The sequence below is a fragment of the Legionella sp. 227 genome (assembly GCF_043161935.1).
Classification (GTDB): Bacteria; Pseudomonadota; Gammaproteobacteria; order Legionellales; family Legionellaceae; genus Legionella; species Legionella sheltonii.
The window spans coordinates 1,050,275-1,075,957 of sequence record NZ_CP171154.1; the positions used below are offsets into that span (position 1 = coordinate 1,050,275).

The following is a 25,683-nucleotide window of genomic DNA, read 5'->3' on the forward strand; positions in this document are numbered from 1 at the left end:
AAGGCTTGTACATCTGTTTAAATACTCCTTAGGATGCTTATAATAGATTATGGATGCTCTGGGTGATTGGTTGAATCACAACTTCACCTAGGCTACAAATAATGAAATCTATCTCGTAAAGACGCACTCATGGCCTTTCAAAAGGATTTATCCAAAGATACCGCGCTTAAATTCATTATCCTTACGGGGATTGTTAGTCTTTTTGCTGATATGACTTATGAGGGATCACGTAGTATCACCGGACCGTATTTGGCATTATTAGGGGCGAATGCTGCTGTTGTTGGATTTGTCTCAGGCTTTGGAGAGTTATTAGGTTATGTGCTGCGCATGGTTTCAGGCTACCTTGCCGATCGCACCCACAAGTATTGGACCATTACCATTCTAGGTTATACCTGTAATTTATTAGCTGTTCCTTTGTTAGCACTTGCCGGTCAATGGTGGATTGCTGCTGTTCTCATTATTACAGAACGCATAGGTAAAGGGATTCGTACACCGGCTCGTGATGCCATGCTTGCCCATGCTGGGCAGCAAAAAGGACTGGGGTGGGCTTTTGGCCTACATGAAGCATTGGATCAAACAGGTGCGATGCTAGGCCCTTTGATTCTTGCCCTAGCTCTTTATTTAAAATTAGAATATCGGTACTGCTTTGCCTTACTTTTAATTCCAGCATTATGTGCCTTAGGTACCCTATGGCTCGCACGATGGCTCTATCCACGTCCTCAAGATTTGGAGGTTCATCACGATACACTTGAAGTAACGGGCATGAATAGGAACACCGTTTTTTGGTTGTACTTATCAGGAGCCGCGCTTATTGCGGCAGGTTATGCCGATTTTCCTTTAATCGCTTTTCACTTTCAGAAAACCGGGATTTTATCTCCGCTGTGGATTCCAATTTCTTACGCTATAGCAAAAGGCTTTAATATAGTAAGCGCCCCATTGCTGGGATCTCTTTATGATCGTTATGGTTTTATTATTTTGGTGATTATTTCGTTTTTATCTTGTTTTTTTGCGCCTTTAGTTTTTTTTGGCAATTCCAGCATGGCTTTATCAGGGGTTATTTTATGGAGTATTGGCGTATGTGCCCATGAATCGCTGATGCGTGCGATAGTTGCTGGCATAGTGCCTAAAGAAAGACGGGGTTCTGCTTATGGAGTATTCAATACCGGCTTTGGTATTTTTTGGTTTTTAGGTAGCGTTATCATGGGCGTACTTTACGACATTTCCATTTCTGCAGTGGTTATCTTCTCTATTGCAATCCAATTGTTGGCCTTTCCTTTTTTAGGGATTGTGATGGCCAAACTAAAAAAATGAGCCACTCTATGTTTGCGCAGCCAATTTTTTTAAATGTTCTCCTGATAAACGAAACTGCAATAAATCCGTCCGCGGTTTTGCTCCTATAAACTCAAAGAATTCAATGCCTTTTTTATTCCAAGTAACGGTGTGGCCCTCCAACCGGCAACATTCTTTCTCAATTGCCAACCGAGCAAGATGCGACAACAACAAGGTACCCAAGCCATAGCTCCGATAAAGTTCATCTACAAACAGCTCATCGATATAAAGTATAGGGGCTCCTGCCGAAGCAGAGTAGGTGAAAAAATATAAAGCATACCCCGCTGGTTTTTTCTTATATTCAGCCAATAAGACATAAAAATACCTATTTCGTCCAAAACCATGCGACTCAATTTTGTCTAAAGTCAACGTAACTTCTTCTGGTTTTTTTCGCTCATGTTCAGCCAATTTTTTAACTAAAATCAGGATTTCTTCTTTATCTTTTTTCTTAGCAATTCGAAAAGTAAATTCCATGTCCTACCCCTCCACAACCCAAAATCTTAACCAAAACGATTTACTGGTTGATGACAATAAGGTGCTTTATGATGTTTGGCATAATAATCCTGATGGTATTCTTCTGCCGGCCAAAATGTTTGTACTGGAAAAAGACGAGTAGCCACTTGATAACCTCGTTTTTGCAGCATTTGCATTAAAATTTCCGCTTCTTCCAATTGTTCTTGAGTGTAATAGAATACGGCGCTTTGATATTGCTGACCGATATCAGGACCTTGTCCTGTTTTCTGCGTGGGATCATGTATTTCAAAAAAACGTTTTAAAACCTGGTGGTAGTCGGTTTTATCTTTATCGTAGATAACCCGGACTGCTTCATAATGTCCTGAATTGCCTTGGCAAACCTGCTCATAGCTCGGTTCTGAAGTAACCCCACCCGTATAGCCCACTTCAACACGAAGAACCCCAGGTATTTGCTTTAAAAAATGATCAACCCCCCAAAAACACCCACCAGCCATAATGGCTTCTTCGGTATCTAATACCTGGCTGTCTGCCACAAAATCAATGGAAGCTGAATTAACACAATGACGCAAATTCTTCTGGGTAAAATATTCTCCAGTAAAGACATGTCCTAAATGAGCATCACAGCGTGAGCAGAGTATTTCCATACGTCTGCCATCGCGATCAGGAATCTGTTGTACCGCATGGACAATATTATCGTCAAAACTTGGCCAACCACAGCCAGAGCTGAATTGGCTTGACCCACGAAATAAGGCCAAACCACAGCGTCTGCACAAATAGGTACCGCTTGTCATGACAAAATTGTAAGAACCCGTATGCGGATACTCTGTAGCTTTATCACAAATCACCCTCTTTGCTAAAGGAGTTAAGCTGGCTGTTTTATCTAAATAAGTGTCCATAGACTTTACCTTTGTTGCCCTTGGCAAATTTTATCTGCTAAATAACCCACGGCCCCTGCGTAATAGATAGAATTATTATAGTGCAAAATCATCTTATAATTGGGGAAGGTTAAGAAGGTTGGGCCACCCAATGGCTGAACGATACTGCCTTGCAAATTTTGATAGGGCAAGGGTTTGCCATCTTCTGTACGCACCCCCATCGTATTCCATTCACTCACTGGTTTCACGATGGTTTTACCTTCTAGGGCCATATCAAATTTACGCGGCAACTTGACTTGGATTGCCCATGGCTCACCTGTTTGCCACCCATTTTGTTTCATGTAATTTGCAATTGAAGCAAATACATCGGGTTTGCTCCTCCAAATATCTTTTCGACCATCTCCATCATAATCAACAGCATATTTAACCCAACTCGAGGGTAAAAATTGCGGCTGACCTGAGGCTCCAGCCCATTCTCCTTTGAAATCAGCCAAGCTGACATGCCCTTCATTCAAAATACGTAAAGCAATAAATAACTCTTTACGGAAAAAATCTTTTCTGTTGGAGTCATAGGCAAGGGTCGCCAAGGCTTTCACTACAGGAAAATTCCCCATATAAGTACCATAGCTTGTTTCCATTCCCCAAAAAGACACGATAAAGCATGGATTTACCCCATATTGCTTTGCTACTGCTTCCAATACGGACTGGTTTTTTTTATATTCCTTACGTCCTATCGCAATGCGATACGCATCGACCCGAGTATTGCGGTACTTAATAAAAGTAAGTCGATGTTCTGGCTGCGAACGCAAAAGTCCTTTAATTTGATGGCTTGGCTCATGGATTCCTGCAAAAGCTTCATCAAACGTCTCTGGCGAAACCCCTTGTTGCAACGCTTCAGCTCTAACACCCGCAACCCAATCATTCCAATTCTGCTGTGCAAAGGCAACATGATGTACTAGAACACAGGCGATAATCGCAAGTCCCCACTTTTTCATAGCCCTTCCCCCTGATTCTTTTTGATTATCTGACTGCCATCTTAATATTTAAGATAGACCATTTCTCTTAAAACCATAGCCTGTTCTCTTATTTACAACCTAGTGAAGCACGTGGAACCTCCCGCCACCCACCAAGATTCCAGCACCCTTCACTCAGGCCTCATAGCACTCTGGCTCGCAAAGACAAGCGATTATACCGTGAGTATTACAATGCTTCCATAAATGCCGTTAAATCGGCTTTTTCAGTTTGAGTTAACTGTAACTGCAAGATTAAGTTAAAAAACTCAACCGTATCGGCAAGAGTTAACAACCGGCCATCATGTAAGTAAGGCGGAGAATCCTTTATTCCTCTCAAAGGAAATGTTTTTATAGGTCCATCGCCAACTGCTTTCATGCCGTTAATCATTTGCGGTTGATAGAATTTTTCTGTCTGCAAATTATGCATAGTATTGTCGGTATAGTAAGGTGGGGTGTGACAACCGGAGCATTTTGCCTTACCAAAGAACAATTCTTGTCCGCGTAATTCAGCAGGGCTTGCTTTGGCTGGGTCCAGTTTACCTTCCCAAGTCAGTTTAGGTGCAGGAGGAAAATCAAGAATTTCTTGAAATTCAGCCATAAAATGAACTTGGCTTCCTCGCTCCAGAATATTGACTCCTTTTTTCGTCGCAATCACGGGATCACCATCAAAATAAGCTGCTCGTTGTTCGAACTCCGTAAAGTCTTCGATGGTCTTTAACGCACGTTGAGAACCAAATAGTCTTTGGATGTTCACACCGCGTAAGGTTGGAGTATTGATACGATGACGAAATTCCTGGGGTCTGATATCACCAACCAAATGCGTTGCTTTATTCGTATGCCCATTCGTATGGCAATCAAAACAGGCTACACCACGACTTGGTCTGACAGTACGCCGATCTTCAGTTTGGTTAAATTGCTGTTGGGGGAATGGAGTGAGTAATAAACGCAGTCCCTCTATTTGTTTCGGATTTAAGAGTCCGTTAAATAATTCATAATAGTTTTCTAGCGTTACCACTTTACCTTGCGAAACATCACCGAGATCGGGTCGAGTCGTCAGATAAATTGGAGCAGGATAAGGAGGTAAAAAATGATCCGGAATATCAAAATCCAAATCAAAACGGCTCAGATCTCTATCTTCCTGTTTTTTTATTTCATCAATAACAAATTTGGGAAATAACATCCCGCCTTCCGGATGATTGGGATGAGGCAGGGGTAAGAATCCCTGTGGAAATAAGCCTTTATTTTTAATATCCTCAGGACTCATTTTTGCGAGCTGATCCCAGGTAACCCCCTCGGCAAGCTTCACGCGTACCCCTTCTTGTACGGGTTTTCCCCCAGACATCTTCACCGTTTTAGACGGGTTATTACTCAGGTCATAGCGCTGTTTTAACAGTTCTTGCTGACGTTCATTAATCGCTTTTTTTTCACCACTCATGCGTTGCAAAATACTATTAAAAGTCTCATGAATGACTACAGGTAAATAACTTGAAGGAACTTGAACATTACTTGCAGAAGTAGTTTGTGGCGGCGCAGAATCAGCAAAAGAAAAAGAAAACAAGCTGGACGTTAAGGCCATCACAGCCAAAGATTTTTTTAACATATGCAAGTCCATTTAGCGATACAAATAATTTTTCATCATAAGTTACTTATAAATTCCATGCAATAGAAAGGTAATTGAACTTTACTATGTCGCCTGGTGCAGAACAACGGAACCTGCAGAGCGTTTACCGTCGTCCCGCGTGCAACAGGAGAGCTTCATGTTGTAGCACAATGTAATGGGAGATCCCTCGTGCACTCGAGATGACGAAAGTTCTGCGGCCTTGAACCCAGGTTACAACTCAATCAGATTACTCACTACGTAGAGAAACTACGGGCTCCAATTTTGCAGCACGTCGTGCGGGATAAAAACCAAAGAAAATACCAGTGGCTGCCGAGACCAAAAAACCCGCGAGAGGGGGAAGAAGATAGATTGAAAAATTCCAATCACTAAAATAGGCCAAAATACGTGTAAAAATTAAACCTAAAATCACTCCGAGAATCCCTCCCAGCAAAGAAAGCATCACGGATTCCACTAGAAATAATGCTTGAATCTCGCTATTTTTAGCACCAACTGCTTTACGAATACCAATTTCTTTTTTACGCTCACTGACTGAAACCAACATGACATTCATCACCCCAATTCCACCCACTAAAAGCGAAATTCCACCAATTACACCAAGCAATAAAGTAAAAATATGCCCTTGATTTTCCATACTGGCAATAATTTGTTTGGCACTACGTGAAAAAACACTTAGCTTCGGAGCAATGGAACCAATAATTTGTTTTATTTCTTCAATCACCTCATCGATAGGGCTATCCGGTTTCAACTCCAGAACCACATTATTCACTTTCGCATCTTTACTCACCAGACTAATCCCAGCCAATGGAATAATAGCGGCCTGATTGATGTCTTCATTAAAAAAACCATTTTCTTTCCAAGGCTCAGCCACGCCGATGATTGTGTATAAAGATTGTCCTATACGCAATTGTTTGCCAATGGGATCATCAAAACTGATTTCTTGGATTTGTCGCGCTAAACCGGCACCAATAACACAGTAATGTTCATAAGACTCAACAAAAGAAACAAAATGACCGGCAGCTAATTTGATGTGCACGATTTTTGCCAAATGCTCATTTGCTCCAATAACAGCTCCTTGCATTTGTTTGCCTTGAAAACTCAAGGGTTGATATGCCGTACTATAGGGTGCCATATCAACAATATAAGGGATTCGTTCAGGCAATTGTTCCCATTGAGCTGCGGAGATAGATTCCATGCTCCCAGATTTTTCACTCGTTTTGGGATAAACAGCTACCGCCAATAAATCGGTACCTAATGCCTTGAATTGAGCTAACGCTTTTTCTGTAGCAAGTTGGCCACAGCTAATTAAAGCAACCACGGCAGCAGTACCTACTAAAATGCCTAAAACTGCTAAAAAAGAGCGTAACTTAGCAGCAGTCAAATTCACTAAAGCTTGCTGACAATGTCCGGCAAAATTCATGATGCATTCTCCGTCATCACCAAACCATCCACAAGGGTGATTTTTCGCTGACATAATGCGGCAACCTGCTCATCATGGGTGATCATAATGATACTACGACCCTGAGCATGTAAACTTAAAAATAAATTCATTACCTCATTACCCGTACGTGAATCAAGAGCACCTGTAGGTTCATCTGCCAAAATCACTTGTGGCTCGGTTACCAAAGCACGCGCAATGGCAACGCGTTGCTGTTGTCCACCGGATAATTGTGTAGGTCGGTGCTGTGCATACTGCTGCATACCTACTCGCTCAAGGGCCACGAGCACTCTTTCCTTAATTTCAGCAGCACCAACACCCCGATAAATTAACGGCAATGCCACATTTTGCATGGCACTAAATCTTGGTAATAAATTGAATTGTTGGAACACAAAACCAATGTTTTGATTTCGTAACTCAGCTAACTCATCATCGGTTAAAGCGGCAACATTACGATTTTTTAATAAATAGCTTCCCGCATCTGCCTTATCCAGAAGTCCCATAATATTCATTAAAGTCGATTTACCAGAACCGGAAGCACCTACAATCGCCAATAAATCTCCTTCATATACGGTCAGGGAAACTTCTTTTAAAATCGTGGTGCTGATTCCTTCAAGATGATACGTTTTAACAATATTAGAAAGCTTCATTAATGGTTGTTGATTTTTTTTAATCCTGCTGGCATCCGGCACTTTTAATGCTGGATTCAATTGTTGCAGAACCCGCCCCTCTTCAAAGACATCGCTGTTATCGCAATTTATAACGAGATCATTCATAAACCACCACTTCGCCGGCCTTCAAACCGCTCTCAACAACCACTAAATCCGCTTGTGCGGCACCGGTCGTAATCACGCGCTTTTCCGTAACATTGGGCTTAGTTTGCACGTGAACTACACTTTGGCCTTTCTCCCGCTTTATTGCAGCAATCGGTACTAGAAGTTGTTTACCATTATCAACACTAATTTCTATGGATGCGCTCATGCCCACTTTGATCCAATGTTGCTGTTCAGGAGTCAGGTTTCTAACCTCAACTACTGCAGTAAAAAAAGGTAATCCATTGTTGGTGGATGCCTGCGCATTCACTGTGACTAATTGTCCTTTTAATTGATATTTACCAAATGCAACCCCACTGACCGTCGCATCCATGCCTGTTTCAATTTGCGTGATATCAATTTCAGGGACATCAATTTCAATACGGATCCCCGATAAATCACCAATTAAACCAATAACTTGGCCTGACTTTACTGTAGAGCCTACAGTAACACGTGCACTTTTATCCTCACCGGCTTTCGGTGGGTACAGGAGTATTCCATCATCAGGGGCTTTTAAACGAATTAGATTGTGATTCGCAGCCAAAATGGTTTTTATCTTATCGAAATCAGCCAAACTTAAAGCAGATAAATTTTTGGGGCTGTTTTCATCCAATTTTTCCAACATTTCAGTCAGCTTACGTGTGGATTGCATTAAAGTAACCCGGCCGGTATCTACATTTGATTTTTCACTCATGTAATTATTTTTGGATAATAGACCTGAATTCCATAAGTCCTGAGTCCCAACAAATTTAGCCTTTGCTATGGTATAACTGTCTTTGGCTTTTAAATATTCCGTTAAAGTCTCGTTAAATTGTCTTTGTAACTCAGTTGAGTTAAGCGTTAAAATCATATCGCCTTTTTTAACCAATTGCCCATAATGAAAATTCATGGTTTCAACGACGGCTTCGATTGGACTGGCAATGGTATTTTCATGCAAAGGCTGCACCGTTCCCGTAAAATGTAGGGTCTTGTGCATGGTTTGTTCTTCGACTTTATATCGGTGTAATGCAACCGTTTTTTTCTTTTCGTGATGACCACATGCGGATAGAAGAAGCCCACTCAATAATAAAATGATAAATTTTGATTTGTATAACCTATTCATCCACCATACCTTAATTTAATTTGCCAATGCTCCAACGTTGTTCCCAAAGTCCTTTGCAGATTTGATATCTGATTGAGATAGGCCATCTTAGCATTGATTAATCCAGACTGTGCCTGGATCAGCTGATTCTGCGTGTTGTTCACATCCAATGCACTCGATATCCCCGCTTGCTGTTTCTTCTTCTCCAAGGCATAAGATTGCTCTGCCAATTTCACTTGTTTGAGTGCTAATTGATAACGTTTTGCCAAACTTCTTATATTGTTAATGGTATTGGTTATATTCGTTATCAATGCTCGTTTTGTAGCCAGTAAATTTAAGCGGTCTTTTTCCAAGCGTACTTTAGCGTTAATTAATTGGCTGCGACGACCAATATCATGCAAAGGAACAGTTAAGGTCACACGAGCTGCTTCCGTGATGTTATTGCCATTGTAAATACCATTAAATCCACCATTACCCCCAGTGACATCATTCACCACGCCACTTTGCACGTTACCTGACACATCCAATTGCCATAATTGTTGGTTTTTAGCCACCTTGTAGGCTCGCTCATCGGCTCGCAATGTCATTTTTTGTGCTAAATAAACGGTATTATGATTCAATGCCTGATCAATGGATTGCTGTAAATTGGGAACAGCGAGTTTATCTAAAGCAACATCGCTGGGAACTGATATATGCATTTCTGGATCAAGGCCTATAGTCTGCAACAGATCCTGTGCTGCGGTTTGAAAATCATTTTCAGCCTGTTCCACCATTAAACTTAATGATTCGATTTGGTAGGATTGCTGAATATTGCCTGTTGGTTCTAATTGCCCCGCCTTGATTTTTTTTTCATTAATTTCATAAGTTTTTTTAGCTTCTTTTAACTGCAATCGTTGATTCTGTAAATTATTACCACTCAAAATGAGCATTCGATAAGCCATAATGACTTGTGTGACTTGATCAGCAACCGACTGTTGTAAGTTTAATTTGTTTAACCACTCATTGTCCTCAGCATCTAAAAGCGCAGCTTCGTTTACCGATTTTCCAAAGCCACGCAATAAAGGCTGGGTTAAAGAAAAATTCAATACCGGATTGTAATTGTTATTTTCATTGACGTTATTATTTATCGATAAATTGGCTTCTGTGCCGAGTTTCGTTTTCAAATTGAACTCGGGACTGGCTAATAGCGTATGGGTCGTGTCCGTACCCACCCCGTTGAACCTGCTTTTTTGCACCACTCCAGAAGCACCTAAAGCATATTGCAGTTCAAACTGATTGTGCGCCAAACGTAATTGATAGCGTTGTACGATACGGTCTAGCTCGGCATTTTGAATATTGGGATTGTAGCGTAAGGCCAATAAAATCGCCTCTCTTAGACTCAGCTGATGAACTTTTTTATTACGGGCTGCCGGTGAGGTGGGTAACTCTATCCAGTTGTGTAACATAAATTCAGGATTTTTGATTGCTGTTTGCAATCTTTCCTCTGCTTGTTTTACTTGTAAATCGTCACTTACTGGAATTGACCAAGCATTAAATCCGAACAGGGAGCAGAATACAAAAGATATAACAGCCAACCCTCGCTTACGAGCCTCCCCCATAACCATTAAGTTAAAGAATTTTCCTTCACCCCATGGGGAGAAGATGCCCATTAAGGCGGATGAGGGTATTGATTTTGACCAATGAGCCCTCTCGAATACCGCTCTCCCACGAACGAGAGAGGGAATTCTTAACTTAATGACAATTAAGGCTGAAGCGATGGAGCTCAACTTGTTTAGTAACATCATTTATTATTCCAGACTGCAAATCGCTGCATATCCTGCAAGCGTAATGCAGTTAATTGGCCACCCCAAAGACATCCTGTATCTATTGCATGAATTTTGGGATTAGGACATTTCCCCATTAAAGCAGCCCAATGTCCAAAAACGATATCGACATCAATTTCTTTACGATGCGGTACCTCATACCAAGGATAAAGATTTGCGGGTGCTTGAGCAATAGTGCCTTTATAACCCAACTCGAGTCGTCCTTGTGCATCGCAAAACCGCATACGCGTATAATAATTAGTAATCACCCGTAGTCTATCGCTCCCCTTGAGCTCATCTGACCATATATCGGGCTGGTTTCCATATAAATTCGCTAAAAAATCGCGATAAGATTCACCCGCCAGGGCTTCTTCGAGCTCCTTGGCAAGCTGCATTGCCTGCGGCAAGTCCCACAAAGGACAAATTCCCGCATGACACATAACTACATCGAGTTCTGGCGAATAATACAAAATGGATTGTTTTCTTAACCAATGGCCTAAGCTTTCACCATCAGCAGCATGCATTACCTCCTGTAAGGTATCATCGTGACCTTTCCATGGCCTACCCCCAAAGAGGGAGGCTAACAAGTGTAAATCATGATTGCCAAGGGTCACGCGGGGCGCAACAGGTAAGGAGCTGACAAAACGTAAAACAGCCAAAGATTCAGGGCCTCGATTCACCAAATCACCAACAAACCACAGCCGATCCGTTTTGTCATCAAAATCAATGAGCTCCAATAAGCGTTGCAATGGTTCATAACAACCCTGCACATCCCCAATTGCATAATCAGACACCGTTTTTTGCTCCTGGCTTAAGGCCATGTCCTTCATTTTCTAAGGCTTGCCATTTTCCTGCCGCATCTAATTTTTGCAATGAATGAGTTAAACCAGTGCTTTGTTGCTGGGTAAATTGACTACTAAATTGTGCTTTATGAATCAATTCTGTTGCAGACATCGATTCTACTTTTCCAGTACTCATCTGCACAACCTTGACGGATTCCGGTAAAGCAAGAGCATACTTAGAAAATACAATTCCAGTTTCCATTTGATTTTTGGTTTCAAATCGGCTGAGAACCCCACCATCAGCAGCACGATTATGTAAGCCTAAAGATAAAAACCCATTTTGAACCGCTTGCCAATTCTTATATTCAGGATGTTCACGAACGAAGAGCTGAAACATTTCTGCACACATCAACATACCCCCGGGAACCATAAATAGCGGGGCTTTGTTAACCATAATTCGGCCAGCATCTAAGGCTTTTATCATCCATTGGATAAAGTCCATACCTACGGTTTGTTCTTTTTCTAATAAGGTTTCGGGTTGTCCACCAGAAAAAGTACCTGCACGGTAACGACCGCCACTATGAGCAGCAGTACCTCTCACCATAAATTCAAGTAAATAACGCTGGATAGCAATCGCTTCTGCTCGAATTAAGATGGCGCCTAAAGTACCGGCAGAACGTTCATCTTCATTCAACAAGGCAAGCCACACTGCAAGAACTTCGGGATTAGACGCTAACCAGGCAAATCCACTCGCAGGCATTAATGTTCTTGCCAACAATAAATTGAGACGACGTCGAAATTCGATTTCGGGCTCTTTTTCAAATTCGTAAAAGTAATAAACCCCTGTACTGGTCATATTTTCAAGCAGGGGGTTCCATTCTTTTAAAAATTGTCCATTGGCATCATAAAAACTCACACGATAATCAACGAATAACTTACCTATCCCTTGCAGAATTGCTGCTGAAAACAGTGCATATTGCCAAAGTTTTTGTTCTTCGGAGAGTAGATCAGGCTGCTCTTGTTCCATAAACCCCTGAAAGAGGCTCAATGCCGCTTCCGTACGATTCAGCGCATGATCCACAAGCCCACCTTGCTGTGAATAATAACTATTTGTCGTTTCGGGTAAATTTTGGCAATAGTGAACGAGGTTATTAATCAGGAGGCCGCATAAACTGTCATATCGCGCCGTTTCCAGACCAGATAACATTCTCATTCGCTTAAGTAGTGTCTGCCTCTTATCTTCTGACAAAATAAGGTTTGCATTAACAATGCGTGTTAAATCTTTTAAAGATTTACCTTGTGAGGACAAGGAACCTTTACGCTGACGTTGACGATGAAACAAGGCCATCTCCATAATAATTTAATAACTCCAAGATTGAAAAATTATGTCCATGATGATTAATTTTACACTAATTGGAAATAAATTTCGCTAGTTGAACATATTCCGAAATAGAAATCTGTTCTGGCCTTTTATTTCCATCAATCCCCAAACTACTCAATTGCTCAAATGTTATTATTCCTTTTAAATTGTTATTCAGCGTTTTTCGGCGCATAGCAAAAGCACTTGCCACCAATCGCTCCAGCTGCGCCACAGATATTTTTTCAAAGGGAGAAACACGATGGGGTATAAGACGCACCACCGCTGAATCTACTTTGGGTTGTGGATCAAATGCTTCTGGGGGTACATCAAACAAATGCTCCACAGCACAATGATACTGCAGCATCACCGTTAATCGGCCATAGGCCTTACTGCCCGGTTGTGCTGCCATACGCGCTACAACTTCCTTTTGCAACATAAAATGCATATCCTCTATGTACGAAGCAAAGCGTAGCAAATGAATTAGCAATGGAGTTGAAATATTATAGGGTAAATTACCCACCACACGTAATTGAGAGCCAAATTGGCTGTAATCAAGGGTCAACGCATCTGCAGCAACCAAATGTAATTTACCCTGTGCAATAGGACGCTCTGACAGATATTTTTGTAAATCCGTATCGATTTCGACAGCGGTTAAATGATTTAAACGACGCAACAATGGCTCAGTTAACGCACCCAAGCCTGGACCAATTTCCAGTATATTATCTTCTGCTTGCGGATTGATTGCACCTACAATGTCTTCAATGATGTGCCGGTTCTGTAGAAAATTCTGGCCAAACCGCTTACGTGGGCTATGCCTCACCTTAATTCACCCTATAAATAAAAAACCAATTATAACGTGCATCCTCAATAAAAAGTAGCCTAAACAAAACGAAGTAAAATGCGGGTTTTCCATGCCCCACTCTCAATCGACTTTAAAGTCCAAGCATGAAATTTAGATACCCAGGTTAACTCAAAAAAGCAACCCAAAATTAGCATTTTGGGTTACTTGGGTATAGCATAAACTTCGCAATTTGGTGTAAAATTCGCCCACTATGAACAAGGCTGGGATCTTTATGGCTTATAGAAAAATGTTAAAATCCAAAATTCATCGTGCTTGTGTCACTGAAGCCGATTTGGACTATGAAGGAAGCATTACTATTTCTCCAGAGCTTCTTAAAGCAGCAAATATATTACCTTATGAAGCCGTCAATGTATGGAATATCACTGCAGGTACTCGATTTGAGACTTATGCGATTACCGGTAAACCAGGATCTACTGAAATTTGCGTTAATGGAGCAGCAGCACATCTGGTCACTCCTGGTGATTTAATCATTATTGCCTCTTTTACCCAAGTATTGGAAGAGGACTGTGCAAGCCTGGTTCCAACTGTGGTTTTTGTTGATCAATTTAATCGTTTGAGAGAAATAAGACCTGAACAAATTGGCATTAAAAGCAAAGAACTTGCGGAAGTTTAAAACGGCCTCTTTTCTCATGGGAGGAAAGGTTACCTTCTCCCACCATCCCAAGGGATCTCCTCATTGAGATAGGGTGCTACAGCATTGAGCTCCCTTGTTGCACTCGGGATGACGGAACATAGAAAGGAAGTGCCCGTGAGGATGGATGAGGGTATTGGTTGTGATACATAAACCCTCACCCTTAACCAAACCCCTACTTGGAGGGGATTCCTTTTACCTTAATGAGAATGATAAGGTACTGATTCTAACTTATACATAAACAATATTCATGCTCAATCATCTTATAGAACTGCGCCGTCGTGGATTACAGACCCTGATTTGGTTTGGCGGATTATTTTTTATTTTCTTTTTTTGGGCGAATGATTTATTCCAGGCGCTAGTTAGCCCACTATTGCACTCGCTTTCTGCACAAGAAGGCTTAATTGCTACCCAAGTAACCTCTCCAGTATTTACGCCACTTAAATTGGCTGCGGATGCGGCACTATTACTAAGCGCTCCAATTGCTTTATTTCAATTTTGGCGGTTTATCAGTCCCGGCCTGTATCAAAGAGAACAAACCACGCTGCGCATCGCCTTAAGCTTCAGCCTCTTACTGTTTCTAGCTGGAGTTTTGTTTTGTTTCTATCTGGTCCTGCCATTTATGTTCCATTTTTTTGCACACGCGCTACCCAAAGGGGTACGCTACATGCCAGATATGAGTTATGCATTGGATTTTATAACTAGAATGCTCATGACCTTTGGATTTTGCTTTCAAGTGCCGTTGATTTGTTTTGTCCTAGTCCGTTTAAAAATCATTGAGGTCGTGACGCTAAAAAAAATCAGACCCTATGTCATTGTTGGCGCCTTTATTGTAGGAATGTTACTTACTCCCCCCGATGTTTTCTCCCAAATCATGCTCGCGATTCCGCTGTGTCTGCTCTACGAAACCGGGATTATTCTGGCCATTTATTTCATATAAGCTTTTTTGCATTTATTTTAAACAAACTTAGTGCTCACTTAATGACCATTCAATGATTTTGCTTTATAATTCACGCCCATATTTTGAGCATGTAGATGTGAGCATAAAATGATAGAGAAACACGAATTAGTCCTCCAGTATGAAGAGAAACAAAAGCAAATCAAAGCGCAAAGAGAAGAAATTGCCCGGTTGCAAGAGAGAAAGTTAGACATTGAAATACGGATTGAAAAATATAATACAGATAATAATACTATCATAACAATAAAGGTCCCTGACACGTTAGAACCCGTTCAGCTTCAGGCAACCGCATCAGAACACATGGACACCCAAAATAAGGGCGAGGTTTTAAAGTATCTTGACGCCCAATTAATTATTATAGATGAGGCAGTAAGACAATATAAGGAAACCGTACATTACGAGAAAACACAGAAATTATTTAATTTTCTGCAAGCCGTTCAAAATCACCTTGAATTAGGTTTTAACGCCTATGACCGTAATGAACTTGCAAGACTTGCGAATGAATCAGGTCTTCCCAGTAGCAAAAAGCCTGCAAATACTGGTTTTAACCTAATGCTGGAAATTTTAGGAGAGGACCCATCACATTATTTTTTAACTTGGAAAAGTACCGATTATAAAAAATTATCCACTATTGTTCCCAAAAAAGTTGAAGTTGTAGAATTTGCTCAAGTCGCAGATGAACGTTATCTTGACTTACTCTCAACTTCCTCAAAAGTATTAGAACAACTCAAAAGCAAAGTAACATCCAACTGTGATGAGCGCGATAAATTAGCCGCTGAAGTCACTGAGCTGTCTTCGCGAATCACTGAAATGGACACTGTTACTATTAAGGAACTTACGGAGCGAGCAGCGGAACTTGATCGGCAAATTAAAGAAATAGAGCACAAAGAAGAACAGGAAAGAAAACGAGCCCGAGAACAACAGCAAGAATTAGAAAGACAAGAACCAGTACAGCGAGAGGAATTAGCCCGCCAAGAAGAGTTAAAACAACCACGTGTGATTCTTGCCGCTGAATTTAAAAAAATGCTTGAAAACTATAAAAAGCAGCGTAACCAGAATAGGTATTATCGTGCTAAAGATTTTTTTGACGCCACAGATAAAGATTTTCGCGAACAATTCATAGACGAGTTAGTTAATGAAAATACTGGGCTATTCAAAAACTACGTAGACTCCGGAAACAGTGATGCGTTGCTGAAGAAAATTATGACTCAAATCGATGAATTTCCTGGCGTTAAAATGCAGGCTACTCTTAGTCGAATTGTCGTGAAGCTCATGGATGCCGATGCGCAACCTGAGGCAGTAGCAAACCTTTCTGAACAAGCACGACAAGCGCTTTTGGCTTTGAAAAAGAAAAAAGGTAAAGAGGAGCAATATGCCCTAAAAATGCAGGATTTATATGAAAAAATTGCAGATATAGAGACTTATGCAAAAGAATTGCCTGAGCCTGAAAAGGGAATAATCGAAAAACTTGCTGCGAATCTTACAAAAGATGTGGATCAATTTGTTTATCAAAATAAAGCTGCAATCCCCAATAAAGTGACATACCAACAATTTGAAATGAAAGTTAAAGCACGGTTACACAGCCAGGATGATGTGATGTGTGGGCACACAGCCTGGTATGCAACCCTAGGCAATTTCTTATTAAGCCTGGCTACATTAGCAAAATTGGTTTGTTCAAAAGCTCTGACTGGAAGAGCAACGCCCTTCTTTGACAAAACGGAAGCTCAAAAAGAAATCGAAGCTCCGGTTGATGAGGTCTTAGAAGATATCCGAACGCTATTCGAGATTTAATTAAAATCAGAGTAATCTGCCAGATCAAATATCATCCCTGCGCAAGGCGGGGATCCAATTTTTACGCAACAAAAAGCTCTTTCAGAAAGCATACCACTCCCTCGGAATGAAAACCCAAGTAGAGTACACCGGCATCCATTCCCTGAAACCCAAAACTACTATAATAGTAATAAGCATTTTAAATTTGTATTATGCAGCCTAATGTTTTTATTACGATAAAATAAATATGCCTAATGAATTAAGATTGACACAACACCTACACGCACAAGCATTATTACGTCAAAATGCCGCTTCTCGTTTTCAAAAAATAAATCAACAATATGATAAAACGGATCCCAGGTTAAAAGATGAATTAAAAAATATAGTCCTTAAAAAACTCAGTGAAACTAAAAAATTAGCCCTCATATTAGTCGACATTCAAAATGACTTTGTGCTGCAAGGTTTTGCCTTATATGCCCCTGGTGGCGAACATACTTTGTTTCGTAATATGGCATTACTTGATGCGGTTAGTGAATTAATAATCGATTATCCCATGCTTGGTCATCATCTTGAGATTATTACCACTCAAGATGCGCATGTGTTCCAACGGACTCTCGACAACATCGACGCACAAATCATGCTGAAAAGTTATGGGAAAGTGCATACGCAAAAAACACTACACATTGAACACAATGAATTGCTGCCATTTAATCCGCTTAAGGGGCAATATGGATTCCATTGCCTTAATGGCACCATCGGTGCTGCGATTTCTCAGCCCATCGAGGAACGGCTAAAAAATCTGAAAGAAAATATCCCGATTTATCGCTTCGCTAAAATCAATTTTTCTGCTCCTGAGGCAGGAATGAAACTTAAGGAAGAAATTGAATTAAGTGATCCTCACTTTTTAAATACAGGGAACCCCATTTATGATGAGTGTGCCCTGACTTTTCTCCAGTTTTTTCACAATCAAGAATACAGCGAGCTGATGCTTACTGGCATATGCGGAAATATTTGTGTACAACAAGCTGCTGAAGGCTTGGTAGCGGCAGGAGAAAAGGTATGCATACTGGATCCCTGCGTTCATTATCTGATTATTCCAGGCATGAACTCATATGATGAAGTATGGACAGCCGTTCAGCAAGCTTATGCAGAACAAGGAATACCGTCTATTGAATTGCCTCATTTTCGCTCGAATCCATAGTAAAACGGACTAGAAAAGACCCGAACGAACAATTTGCCGATACAATGAATCAGTAGCCCCATAATTCGCTTTTTTGATTCGGTGGTTATCAACCTTTGCATCATTATTTTTCGTTCCAATTTCAGTAACCTTCAAGCTTATTTTATTTCGACCGATATATTATTCAAAATGCACAACAAAGAGGCTTAGATGGATAAAATTGCACAATTCAACATTGGAGATTTAGTCATTCATAAACACAGCCGCTACAGAGCGATTGTTGTGGATGTAGATCCGTTATTTCAGGCTTCGGGTCGTTATAATCCACAAGCACATAAGCGCGAATTTGCTACTCGCAATCCTTGGTATCGTTTATTGGTTGATGACAGCAGCCAAATCACTTATGTGGAGGAATGCATGCTAATCGCAGACACCAGCCGAATGCCTATTAACAATCCGCATATTGGATTTTATTTAAAAGAAAATGGAGGACATTATAGTAATGCACATCCCCCACATTAGATGCTATTTGCAGTCGGAGTGCATTGTAGCCCAGATTCGCGCAGCGTAATCCGGGAGATGGCACCATTCCCCGGGTTACGGCTTGCGCATAACCCAGGCTTTTACGTATTTCGTAAAATTAAAACTAACAGCGCAATAAAACCAATCAATACAAGCGCTAAAACCCCCATAGTAAAGAAACTTTTATTTAAATTTTCTTTGCTAAATTGCTCAGGGCTTCCTTTTATCGCGCGGTATAAAATAAAAATAATCAATCCGGCACCAATAAGACCCAGGATTTGGTACAAAGTCTCCATAAAATGCTTCCTTATTTTGCTTCAAAACTAAATGCATCTGAGAATAAATGAGCAGGTGAAACCCCACTATTGACCAATGCATCACGGGTACTGTACACCATATCAAAAGGTCCGCTAATCACTATTTGCCATTCACCAAGATCCTGTGGATGTTTGTCTAGTACCAAGGAGGCTAGAGGCACACCATTGTCCTCTGATACCGAAGAAAAATAGTTAAAGCGGCTCACATGAGCTTGCCAAGTCATTACCTTTTCATCCATGTATAAATCATTTTGCAAACGAGCACCCCAAAATAACTCAAAAGGCCGAGTATCTGATGTCGCTAATAAGTGCTCGATCATCGCTTTTACCGGCGCAAATCCGGTTCCACCTGCGATAAATAATATAGGGCGGTTTGGATACAAATGATCAACGGAACATGTACCAAAAGGTAAACGAATATTCACCGCCCCCGATTCTTTGATTTGGGCAAATAACCGCTGATTGTAGGGATTATCCAAGCTATGTCGAATATGAAGTTCGTATTTATGCGATCCTAATGGCGCATTAGCAATAGAATAGCTAAAAGCATCTTCATTAAAAAGAATTTGCAAATATTGTCCCGCTTGATAATCTATGTAAGTCTCTGGAGTTAAAACCAGGCGCATAATACTGTCTGTCAACGGTGAAATATCTTCTACAAGTGCTTTAATTGTTTTTTCCTTCATTTGTCCAACCCCAAAGAAGACCAGTAGCCATCGACCTTTTTTATAATCTCTTCATCCATCACAATGGGCTCTCCCCATTCTCTTTGAGTTTCTCCAGGCCATTTACTTGTTGCGTCCATGCCAATTTTTGAGCCTAAACCTGAAACGGGCGAAGCAAAATCCAGATAATCAATGGGGGTATTTTCCATCATTACGGTATCTCGTGCAGGATCCATGCGGGTCGTCATCGCCCAAATCACATCCTGCCAATTACGCGCATCAATATCATCATCACAAACGATGACAAATTTGGTATACATAAATTGTCTTAGGAATGACCATACCGCCATCATAATTCGTTTCGCATGCCCAGGATATTGCTTCTTGATAGTCACTACGGCTAAACGATAGGAACAACCTTCTGGCGGCAAATAGAAATCAACAATCTCTGGAAACTGTTTCTGTAACAAGGGAATAAATACTTCATTTAATGCAACACCTAAAATGGCGGGCTCATCAGGTGGCCGGCCAGTATAGGTGCTGTGATAAATGGGGGAGTCTCGATGCGTTATGCGCTCCACAGTAAACACCGGGAAAGATTGTACTTCATTATAGTAACCCGTGTGATCCCCATAAGGCCCTTCTGGCGCCTCAATCCCAGGCTCTAAATAACCTTCCAAGATAATTTCCGCACTCGCAGGGACATGCAGTTCATTGCCAATACATTTTGTCAAACGAGTACGTTGGCCGCGTAATAATCCAGCAAAAGCATATTCAGATAAAGTATCAGGAACAGGGGTTACGGCTGCGAGTATTGTTGCAGGATCAGCACCAAGCGTCACTGCAATTGGAAAACGTTCACCAGGATAAGCTTTTTGCCATGCCTGGTAATCCAATGCACCGCCTCGATGGGACAACCAACGCATAATCAATTGATTCTTACTCAACAGCTGTTGTCGGTATATCCCCATATTTTCACGCGTTTGATCAGGTCCTTTGGTGGTTACGAGCCCCCAAGTGATTAATGGAGCAGCATCTTTAGGCCAACAGGTTTGAATAGGTAATGAAGTCAGATCGACTTCATCTTTTTCCCAAACATGGTTTTGACATTCTGCACCACTCACATATTTTGGTGCCATATTTAATGCCTGTTTTAACAAAGGGAGCTTATTAAACGCGTCCTTAAAGCCTTTAGGTGGATCAGGCTCCTTTAAGGCAGCCAATAATTTGCCAACCTCCCGCAACGCACTGATACTGTCTTCACCCATTCCCATCGCCACACGTTCAACAGTACCAAATAAATTGGTTAAAACAGGCATGTGATGGTTTGGCGTATTAGTAAAGAGAAGAGCAGGGCCACCAGAGCGAAGTACTCGATCACTGACTGCCGTCATTTCAAGATAGGGTGATACAGGATAGGTGATGCGTTTTAATAAATCACGTGATTCAAGTTGTGCAATAAAATCTCTTAAATCAGAGTATTTCATTCATAATCCCCTAGTAACCTCGCTGCCATTTCAAGAAAACTCCCTTCTTCCTCTAGGGAGAAGGTGCCCGTCAGGGCGGATGAGGGTATTGTTTAATCACCCTCACCCCTACCCCTCTCCCACGAGAGGGAGAGGGGATTTCTTCTTGACTTATGGCAGACAGTCCTGAAAGGAGCTTAACAATTCCCGGGTTTCGGCTCTTTGGGCCTTCACCGAAGTTGCATTTTTGATAAGTACTACTCTTGCCGTTTCATTGCATCAAAGAATTCAGCATTGGTTTTATGATTCTTCATACGCTCAAGCAAGAATTCAATCGCATCACATTCATCCATAGACTGCAGAATTTTGCGCAATATCCAAGTGCGTTGTAGATCTTCTGGACTTAATAACAGATCTTCACGGCGTGTACCGGAACGGTTAATATTAATCGCAGGGAAAACGCGACGTTCAGCAATATTACGGCTCAAGTGGATTTCCATATTACCGGTTCCCTTGAATTCTTCGTAAATCACCTCATCCATTTTAGAACCTGTGTCTACCAGAGCTGTAGCAATAATAGTCAGACTACCACCTTCTTCTATATTACGTGCGGCACCATATAAACGCTTAGGTCTTTGCAACGCATTGGCATCAACACCCCCAGTAAGTACTTTCCCAGATGAAGGAATCACCGTATTGTAAGCGCGCGCCAGACGAGTGATTGAGTCAAGCAAAATAACCACATCACGCTTGTGTTCAACCAAGCGCTTGGCTTTTTCAATAACCATTTCGGCAACCTGAACGTGGCGGTTAGCAGGCTCATCAAAAGTACTAGCGACCACTTCTCCTTTTACAGAACGTTGCATTTCAGTTACTTCTTCAGGGCGCTCATCAATCAATAACACGATGAGGTAACACTCAGGATAATTCTTTTCTATAGAACGTGCGATGTTTTGCAGCATTAGTGTTTTACCTGCTTTGGGTGGAGAAACAATCAAACCACGTTGTCCTCGACCAAAAGGAGCACACAAGTCAACAACTCGCGCCGTCAAATCTTCGGTACTGCCGTTTCCTTGCTCCATAACCAAGCGTTCGGTAGCAAATAAAGGAGTAAGGTTTTCAAATAAAATTTTTCGTTTGGCACTATCAGGTGAATCGTAATTGATTTCATCAACTTTCAATAAAGCAAAATAACGCTCACTATCTTTGGGAGGACGAATTTTACCTGAAATCGTATCACCAGAACGTAAACCAAAACGTCTGATTTGGCTGGGAGATACATAAATATCATCAGGGCCTGCCAAATAAGAGCCATCGGCAGAACGCAAGAAACCAAAACCATCAGTCAGGACTTCTAAAACACCATCACCGTGGATGTCTTCACCTTTTAAGGCGTGGGCCTTAAGAATGGCAAAAATAATTTCTTGTTTGCGCATACGGGAAGGATTCTCGACACCAATCTCTTGTGCGATGTTAAAGAGATCGGCAATAGGCAATTGCTTAAGTTCACTAAGATTCATACTTCTCACTTGATTGGTTGATTAATTTCGAATTGGATATCCGGGAAAAATATTATTCAAGAATAGCAGCTAAGGATTCTGCTGCCTATGTGATATATTTACATTATATCACATATTGCAACAGGCTATCACAGCTTTACTAAAAGATACAACATTTTTTATATAGAAAAATAAAAAATTAAACGTGGCTCTCAACAAAAGCACTTAATTGAGATTTTGAAAGCAAACCCATTTTAACAGCTTCAACCTGACCGTTTTTAAATAAAATCAATGTTGGAATACTCATCACACCAAATTTTGCCGGTGTTTGTGGATGCTCATCGATATTAATCTTGGCAAAAGTTACCTGCTCACCATGAGTAGCAGCCACTTCTTCCAATATAGGGGTCAATGCGCGGCATGGCCCACACCACTCTGCCCAAAAATCAACTAAAACAGGCTTATTGGCTTGGATTACATCCTGTTCAAAACTTGCATCTGATATTGTTTTAATAAGATCACTCATGAGTCAACCTCTGTTGTTTAAAATAAGTTAATCGCCAAACTCACTCTGCATCAAGGAATATATTTATTAGTACCATTATGCTTTTAGATTTTCGCATTGAGAGAGACTGACTACAAGTACTATTATAGATCACCGCCTATCGCTTGCAACACACTTAGTGCTGTAATCGCAGCGGTTTCTGTGCGTAAAATTCTTGGCCCTAGGGATAAAGGTTGAAATCCATGCTGACACGCCAATTGAACCTCGTGCTCACTTAATCCTCCTTCCGGGCCAATAAGCAATGCAATCGCAGCAGATCCAATCATATAATCTCGCCAATTTTTATTCTCACCTGGGTGCAAGATCAATTTTAATCCAACTTCAACCTCACGGACATAATGTTCTAAAGTGATAGGTGGATTTACTACAGGAACTTGATTCCTTCCTGATTGTTCACACGCGGCAATGATAATCGCCTGCCATTGATGAAGTTTTTTTGCCATTCGCTCCTTATCTAATTTGACGACACAACGCTCCGTAATAAGAGGAGTAACGCTGGTCACACCGAGTTCGACTGCTTTTTGCATGACGAACTCCATGCGTTCCCCCTTGGAAATAGCTTGAGCCAAATGGATAGCCAATGGTGATTCACGACTCACCTTACTTACCGAGCCAATTACGACAGTGACCTGTTTTTTTTTCACAGCAACTATAGTCGCGTCAAACTCACGATCATCACCAGAAAATAAAGTGATCTTTTCGCCGATCTGCATACGCAAAACAACCCCAACGTGTTGACTGGCTTCGGGAGATAATTCTAAATGTTGGCCTGTATGGTAGTTTCCAGATTGATAAATACGTACTGCTCTCATGTGCTGGTGGTTCTCTTATGTTGCCTGGAGGCTTTGTAAGTCCGAATTAGCTCAGTGTAATCCGGGTTTATAGGCAAAGAGCCTGGTTTTTCTATCACTGTTCCCAGGTTACGGCTTACCCTAACCCAGTCTACGTATCGATAATTATGCCAATACTATAACAAAAATTACTTATTTTTGCCCTATGTGTTAGAATTTTTTATTTCACTAGGGTCTAAGGAAATTAAAAACCATGAGCAAAACACGCATAGAATCTGATAGCATGGGTGAAATCGCTGTCCCTGCCGACAAATATTGGGGTGCACAGACTGAACGATCATTACATCACTTTAATATAGGCAAGGACATTATGCCGCGTGAAGTCACTCACGCTTTTGGTATTTTAAAAAAAGCCGCCGCATTGACCAATTTGGACTTAGGCAAGTTACCTAAAGATAAAGCAGATTTAATTATTCAGGCTGCCGATGAGGTGAGTAAAGGAATGCTAGACGAGCATTTTCCTTTGCATGTATGGCAAACGGGAAGTGGCACGCAATCAAATATGAATGCCAATGAGGTCATTTCAAATCGTGCAATTGAACTGGCTGGCGGAACCATGGGTAGTAAATCACCTATTCATCCTAATGATCATGTGAACATGTCTCAATCTTCGAATGATACATTCCCGACAGCAATGCATATTGCCGCAGCCATTGCTTTTAATAAAAAATTAATCCCCGCAGTAAAAAGTTTGCGTGATGCCTTGGCGGTTAAAATGGCAGCATTCAAAGATATAGTCAAAATAGGCCGAACTCATTTACAAGATGCCGTGCCAATCACTTTAGGGCAGGAATTTTCTGGTTATGTTGCCCAGCTGGATGCTTGCCTGCAACGTCTTGAAGGGGCATTGCCTGAACTTTACGAATTAGCTGCAGGGGGAACTGCCGTAGGAACTGGTTTAAATACTCATCCACAATTTGCCGCAAAGGTTGCCAAACACATCGCGCAGATAACCCAATTACCTTTTGTTACCGCAGAGAATAAATTTGCTGCACTGGCCTCACACGAAGCATTGGTTAATGCCCACAGTGCCATGAAAGCATTGGCTTGTGCTTTAATGAAAATTGCGAATGACATTCGTTGGTTAGCTTCTGGCCCACGTTGCGGTATTGGGGAATTGATCATTCCAGAAAATGAACCTGGATCTTCAATTATGCCTGGAAAAGTCAATCCTACCCAATGCGAAGCCATGACTATGGTTTGCGCGCAAGTGCTGGGAAATGATGCAACGGTGGGTATCGCTGATAGCCAAGGTAATTTTGAATTGAATGTGTTTAAACCGGTGATCATCTTTAACGTAATGCATTCTCTCAATTTGTTAGCCGATACCTGTCACTCATTCCAAGAGTTTTGTGCCGAAGGAATCGAGGCCAATCATCAAGTGATTGACTATTATCTGCATCATTCGTTAATGCTCGTCACGGCACTTAACCAACACATAGGCTATGATAAAGCCGCAAAAATCGCTAAAACGGCACACCAAGACAATTCTTCCTTACAAGAAGCAGCAGTTAAACTTGGCATTTTGACCGCTGAGCGTTTCGCGGAATTAGTAAGACCCGAAGAAATGATCGCTCCGCAGTAATTCATTAGGGGCTGTTGACAGCACATAAATTCCATCTCACTTTAGCCAAGAGATTAGAATTGTCAGCAGCACCTAGAAAAATCACTTGAAAATCGATGCCAATCTGTTGCATAGTTTGCCCCCCTGTTAATTTGAAGGCGTGATCTCTTTAAAAAAGGAGAACCTAGGTCATTCAATTAACTGATTTGAAGTAGAAATGGACTTTGCTTTCAAAAGTAATGTAAGGAT

General features: G+C 41.2%; 24 protein-coding genes. 7 read left to right on the forward strand and 17 right to left on the reverse strand.

Features of this window, described 5'->3' with window-relative positions:
• Positions 1 to 129 precede the first annotated feature (129 nt).
• Positions 130 to 1,311 (forward strand): MFS transporter, encoded by a 1,182-nt coding sequence (locus ACF8MK_RS04545; protein WP_392538363.1) that lies wholly within the window; start codon positions 130 to 132, stop codon positions 1,309 to 1,311.
• Between the two features lie 6 nt (positions 1,312 to 1,317).
• On the opposite strand, the gene ACF8MK_RS04550 is transcribed toward ACF8MK_RS04545, so the two are convergent.
• From ACF8MK_RS04550 to rsmA, 11 genes are all read right to left on the reverse strand, one after another.
• On the reverse strand, positions 1,318 to 1,803 hold the full coding sequence (locus ACF8MK_RS04550; RefSeq protein ID WP_265703624.1) for a GNAT family N-acetyltransferase: 486 nt from the start codon (positions 1,801 to 1,803) through the stop codon (positions 1,318 to 1,320).
• A 26-nt stretch (positions 1,804 to 1,829) separates the two neighbouring features.
• Positions 1,830 to 2,699, reverse strand: a complete 870-nt coding sequence (locus ACF8MK_RS04555; RefSeq protein WP_265703625.1) for a bifunctional methionine sulfoxide reductase B/A protein — start codon at positions 2,697 to 2,699, stop codon at positions 1,830 to 1,832.
• Positions 2,700 to 2,704: 5 nt separating this feature from the next.
• Positions 2,705 to 3,673: a lytic transglycosylase domain-containing protein gene (locus ACF8MK_RS04560; RefSeq protein ID WP_392538364.1), complete on the reverse strand. Its 969-nt coding sequence runs from the start codon at positions 3,671 to 3,673 to the stop codon at positions 2,705 to 2,707.
• 205 nt (positions 3,674 to 3,878) lie between these two features.
• The gene (locus ACF8MK_RS04565) at positions 3,879 to 5,291 is read right to left on the reverse strand and encodes a cytochrome B6 (RefSeq protein WP_392538365.1); all 1,413 of its coding nucleotides are present in this window, start codon (positions 5,289 to 5,291) and stop codon (positions 3,879 to 3,881) included.
• Positions 5,292 to 5,538: 247 nt separating this feature from the next.
• Positions 5,539 to 6,729, reverse strand: coding sequence for an ABC transporter permease (locus ACF8MK_RS04570; RefSeq protein ID WP_265703658.1), 1,191 nt, complete (start codon positions 6,727 to 6,729; stop codon positions 5,539 to 5,541).
• The gene (locus ACF8MK_RS04575; RefSeq protein WP_392538920.1) at positions 6,726 to 7,397 is read right to left on the reverse strand and encodes an ABC transporter ATP-binding protein; all 672 of its coding nucleotides are present in this window, start codon (positions 7,395 to 7,397) and stop codon (positions 6,726 to 6,728) included. The genes ACF8MK_RS04570 and ACF8MK_RS04575 overlap by 4 nt, the downstream gene beginning before the upstream one ends.
• Before the next feature lie 118 nt (positions 7,398 to 7,515).
• Positions 7,516 to 8,661 carry an efflux RND transporter periplasmic adaptor subunit gene (locus ACF8MK_RS04580; RefSeq protein ID WP_392538366.1) on the reverse strand — a complete coding sequence of 382 codons (1,146 nt, stop codon included), beginning with the start codon at positions 8,659 to 8,661 and terminating at the stop codon, positions 7,516 to 7,518.
• On the reverse strand, positions 8,658 to 10,244 hold the full coding sequence (locus tag ACF8MK_RS04585) for a TolC family protein (RefSeq protein ID WP_392538921.1): 1,587 nt from the start codon (positions 10,242 to 10,244) through the stop codon (positions 8,658 to 8,660). Before ACF8MK_RS04585 ends, ACF8MK_RS04580 begins: the two co-directional genes overlap by 4 nt.
• Positions 10,245 to 10,420: 176 nt before the next feature.
• The gene (locus ACF8MK_RS04590) at positions 10,421 to 11,236 is read right to left on the reverse strand and encodes a symmetrical bis(5'-nucleosyl)-tetraphosphatase (RefSeq protein ID WP_392538367.1); all 816 of its coding nucleotides are present in this window, start codon (positions 11,234 to 11,236) and stop codon (positions 10,421 to 10,423) included.
• Complete coding sequence (locus ACF8MK_RS04595; protein ID WP_392538368.1) at positions 11,229 to 12,578, reverse strand: conjugal transfer nickase/helicase domain-containing protein; 1,350 nt, start codon at positions 12,576 to 12,578, stop codon at positions 11,229 to 11,231. Before ACF8MK_RS04595 ends, ACF8MK_RS04590 begins: the two co-directional genes overlap by 8 nt.
• 55 nt (positions 12,579 to 12,633) lie before the next feature.
• Positions 12,634 to 13,404 carry a 16S rRNA (adenine(1518)-N(6)/adenine(1519)-N(6))-dimethyltransferase RsmA gene (gene rsmA, locus ACF8MK_RS04600; protein ID WP_392538369.1) on the reverse strand — a complete coding sequence of 257 codons (771 nt, stop codon included), beginning with the start codon at positions 13,402 to 13,404 and terminating at the stop codon, positions 12,634 to 12,636.
• A 253-nt stretch (positions 13,405 to 13,657) separates the two neighbouring features.
• On the opposite strand from rsmA, the gene panD reads away from it, so the two are divergent.
• The 5 genes from panD to hspQ all read left to right on the forward strand — a co-directional run bounded on the left by panD (position 13,658) and on the right by hspQ (position 18,507).
• A complete protein-coding gene (panD, locus tag ACF8MK_RS04605; protein ID WP_265703632.1) occupies positions 13,658 to 14,059 on the forward strand; it encodes an aspartate 1-decarboxylase in 402 nt (133 codons plus the stop codon).
• 268 nt (positions 14,060 to 14,327) lie between these two features.
• Entirely contained in the window at positions 14,328 to 15,017 is a 690-nt protein-coding gene (gene tatC, locus ACF8MK_RS04610) for a twin-arginine translocase subunit TatC (protein ID WP_265703633.1), read from the forward strand.
• Positions 15,018 to 15,125: 108 nt separating this feature from the next.
• A complete protein-coding gene (locus ACF8MK_RS04615; RefSeq protein WP_392538370.1) occupies positions 15,126 to 16,826 on the forward strand; it encodes a hypothetical protein in 1,701 nt (566 codons plus the stop codon).
• 226 nt (positions 16,827 to 17,052) lie between these two features.
• Positions 17,053 to 18,006 carry an isochorismatase gene (locus tag ACF8MK_RS04620; RefSeq protein ID WP_392538371.1) on the forward strand — a complete coding sequence of 318 codons (954 nt, stop codon included), beginning with the start codon at positions 17,053 to 17,055 and terminating at the stop codon, positions 18,004 to 18,006.
• Positions 18,007 to 18,195: 189 nt separating this feature from the next.
• Entirely contained in the window at positions 18,196 to 18,507 is a 312-nt protein-coding gene (gene hspQ / locus ACF8MK_RS04625) for a heat shock protein HspQ (RefSeq protein WP_392538372.1), read from the forward strand.
• 101 nt (positions 18,508 to 18,608) lie between these two features.
• Here the strand turns inward: hspQ and ACF8MK_RS04630 are convergent, their stop codons facing one another.
• The 6 genes from ACF8MK_RS04630 to ACF8MK_RS04655 form a co-directional block, all read right to left on the reverse strand.
• Positions 18,609 to 18,803, reverse strand: a complete 195-nt coding sequence (locus ACF8MK_RS04630; RefSeq protein WP_028382394.1) for a hypothetical protein — start codon at positions 18,801 to 18,803, stop codon at positions 18,609 to 18,611.
• A gap of 11 nt (positions 18,804 to 18,814) precedes the next feature.
• Positions 18,815 to 19,510 carry an NAD(P)H-flavin reductase gene (locus ACF8MK_RS04635; RefSeq protein WP_392538373.1) on the reverse strand — a complete coding sequence of 232 codons (696 nt, stop codon included), beginning with the start codon at positions 19,508 to 19,510 and terminating at the stop codon, positions 18,815 to 18,817.
• Complete coding sequence (ubiD, locus tag ACF8MK_RS04640; RefSeq protein ID WP_392538374.1) at positions 19,507 to 20,976, reverse strand: 4-hydroxy-3-polyprenylbenzoate decarboxylase; 1,470 nt, start codon at positions 20,974 to 20,976, stop codon at positions 19,507 to 19,509. The genes ACF8MK_RS04635 and ubiD overlap by 4 nt, the downstream gene beginning before the upstream one ends.
• Positions 20,977 to 21,212: 236 nt before the next feature.
• Complete coding sequence (gene rho / locus ACF8MK_RS04645) at positions 21,213 to 22,475, reverse strand: transcription termination factor Rho (protein WP_010652211.1); 1,263 nt, start codon at positions 22,473 to 22,475, stop codon at positions 21,213 to 21,215.
• Positions 22,476 to 22,653: 178 nt separating this feature from the next.
• Positions 22,654 to 22,980: a thioredoxin gene (trxA, locus tag ACF8MK_RS04650; RefSeq protein WP_058478045.1), complete on the reverse strand. Its 327-nt coding sequence runs from the start codon at positions 22,978 to 22,980 to the stop codon at positions 22,654 to 22,656.
• A 122-nt stretch (positions 22,981 to 23,102) separates the two neighbouring features.
• Positions 23,103 to 23,831, reverse strand: a complete 729-nt coding sequence (locus ACF8MK_RS04655; RefSeq protein ID WP_392538375.1) for a 16S rRNA (uracil(1498)-N(3))-methyltransferase — start codon at positions 23,829 to 23,831, stop codon at positions 23,103 to 23,105.
• A gap of 232 nt (positions 23,832 to 24,063) precedes the next feature.
• On the opposite strand from ACF8MK_RS04655, the gene fumC reads away from it, so the two are divergent.
• Positions 24,064 to 25,455, forward strand: coding sequence for a class II fumarate hydratase (gene fumC, locus ACF8MK_RS04660; protein ID WP_392538376.1), 1,392 nt, complete (start codon positions 24,064 to 24,066; stop codon positions 25,453 to 25,455).
• Positions 25,456 to 25,683: the final 228 nt, after the last annotated feature.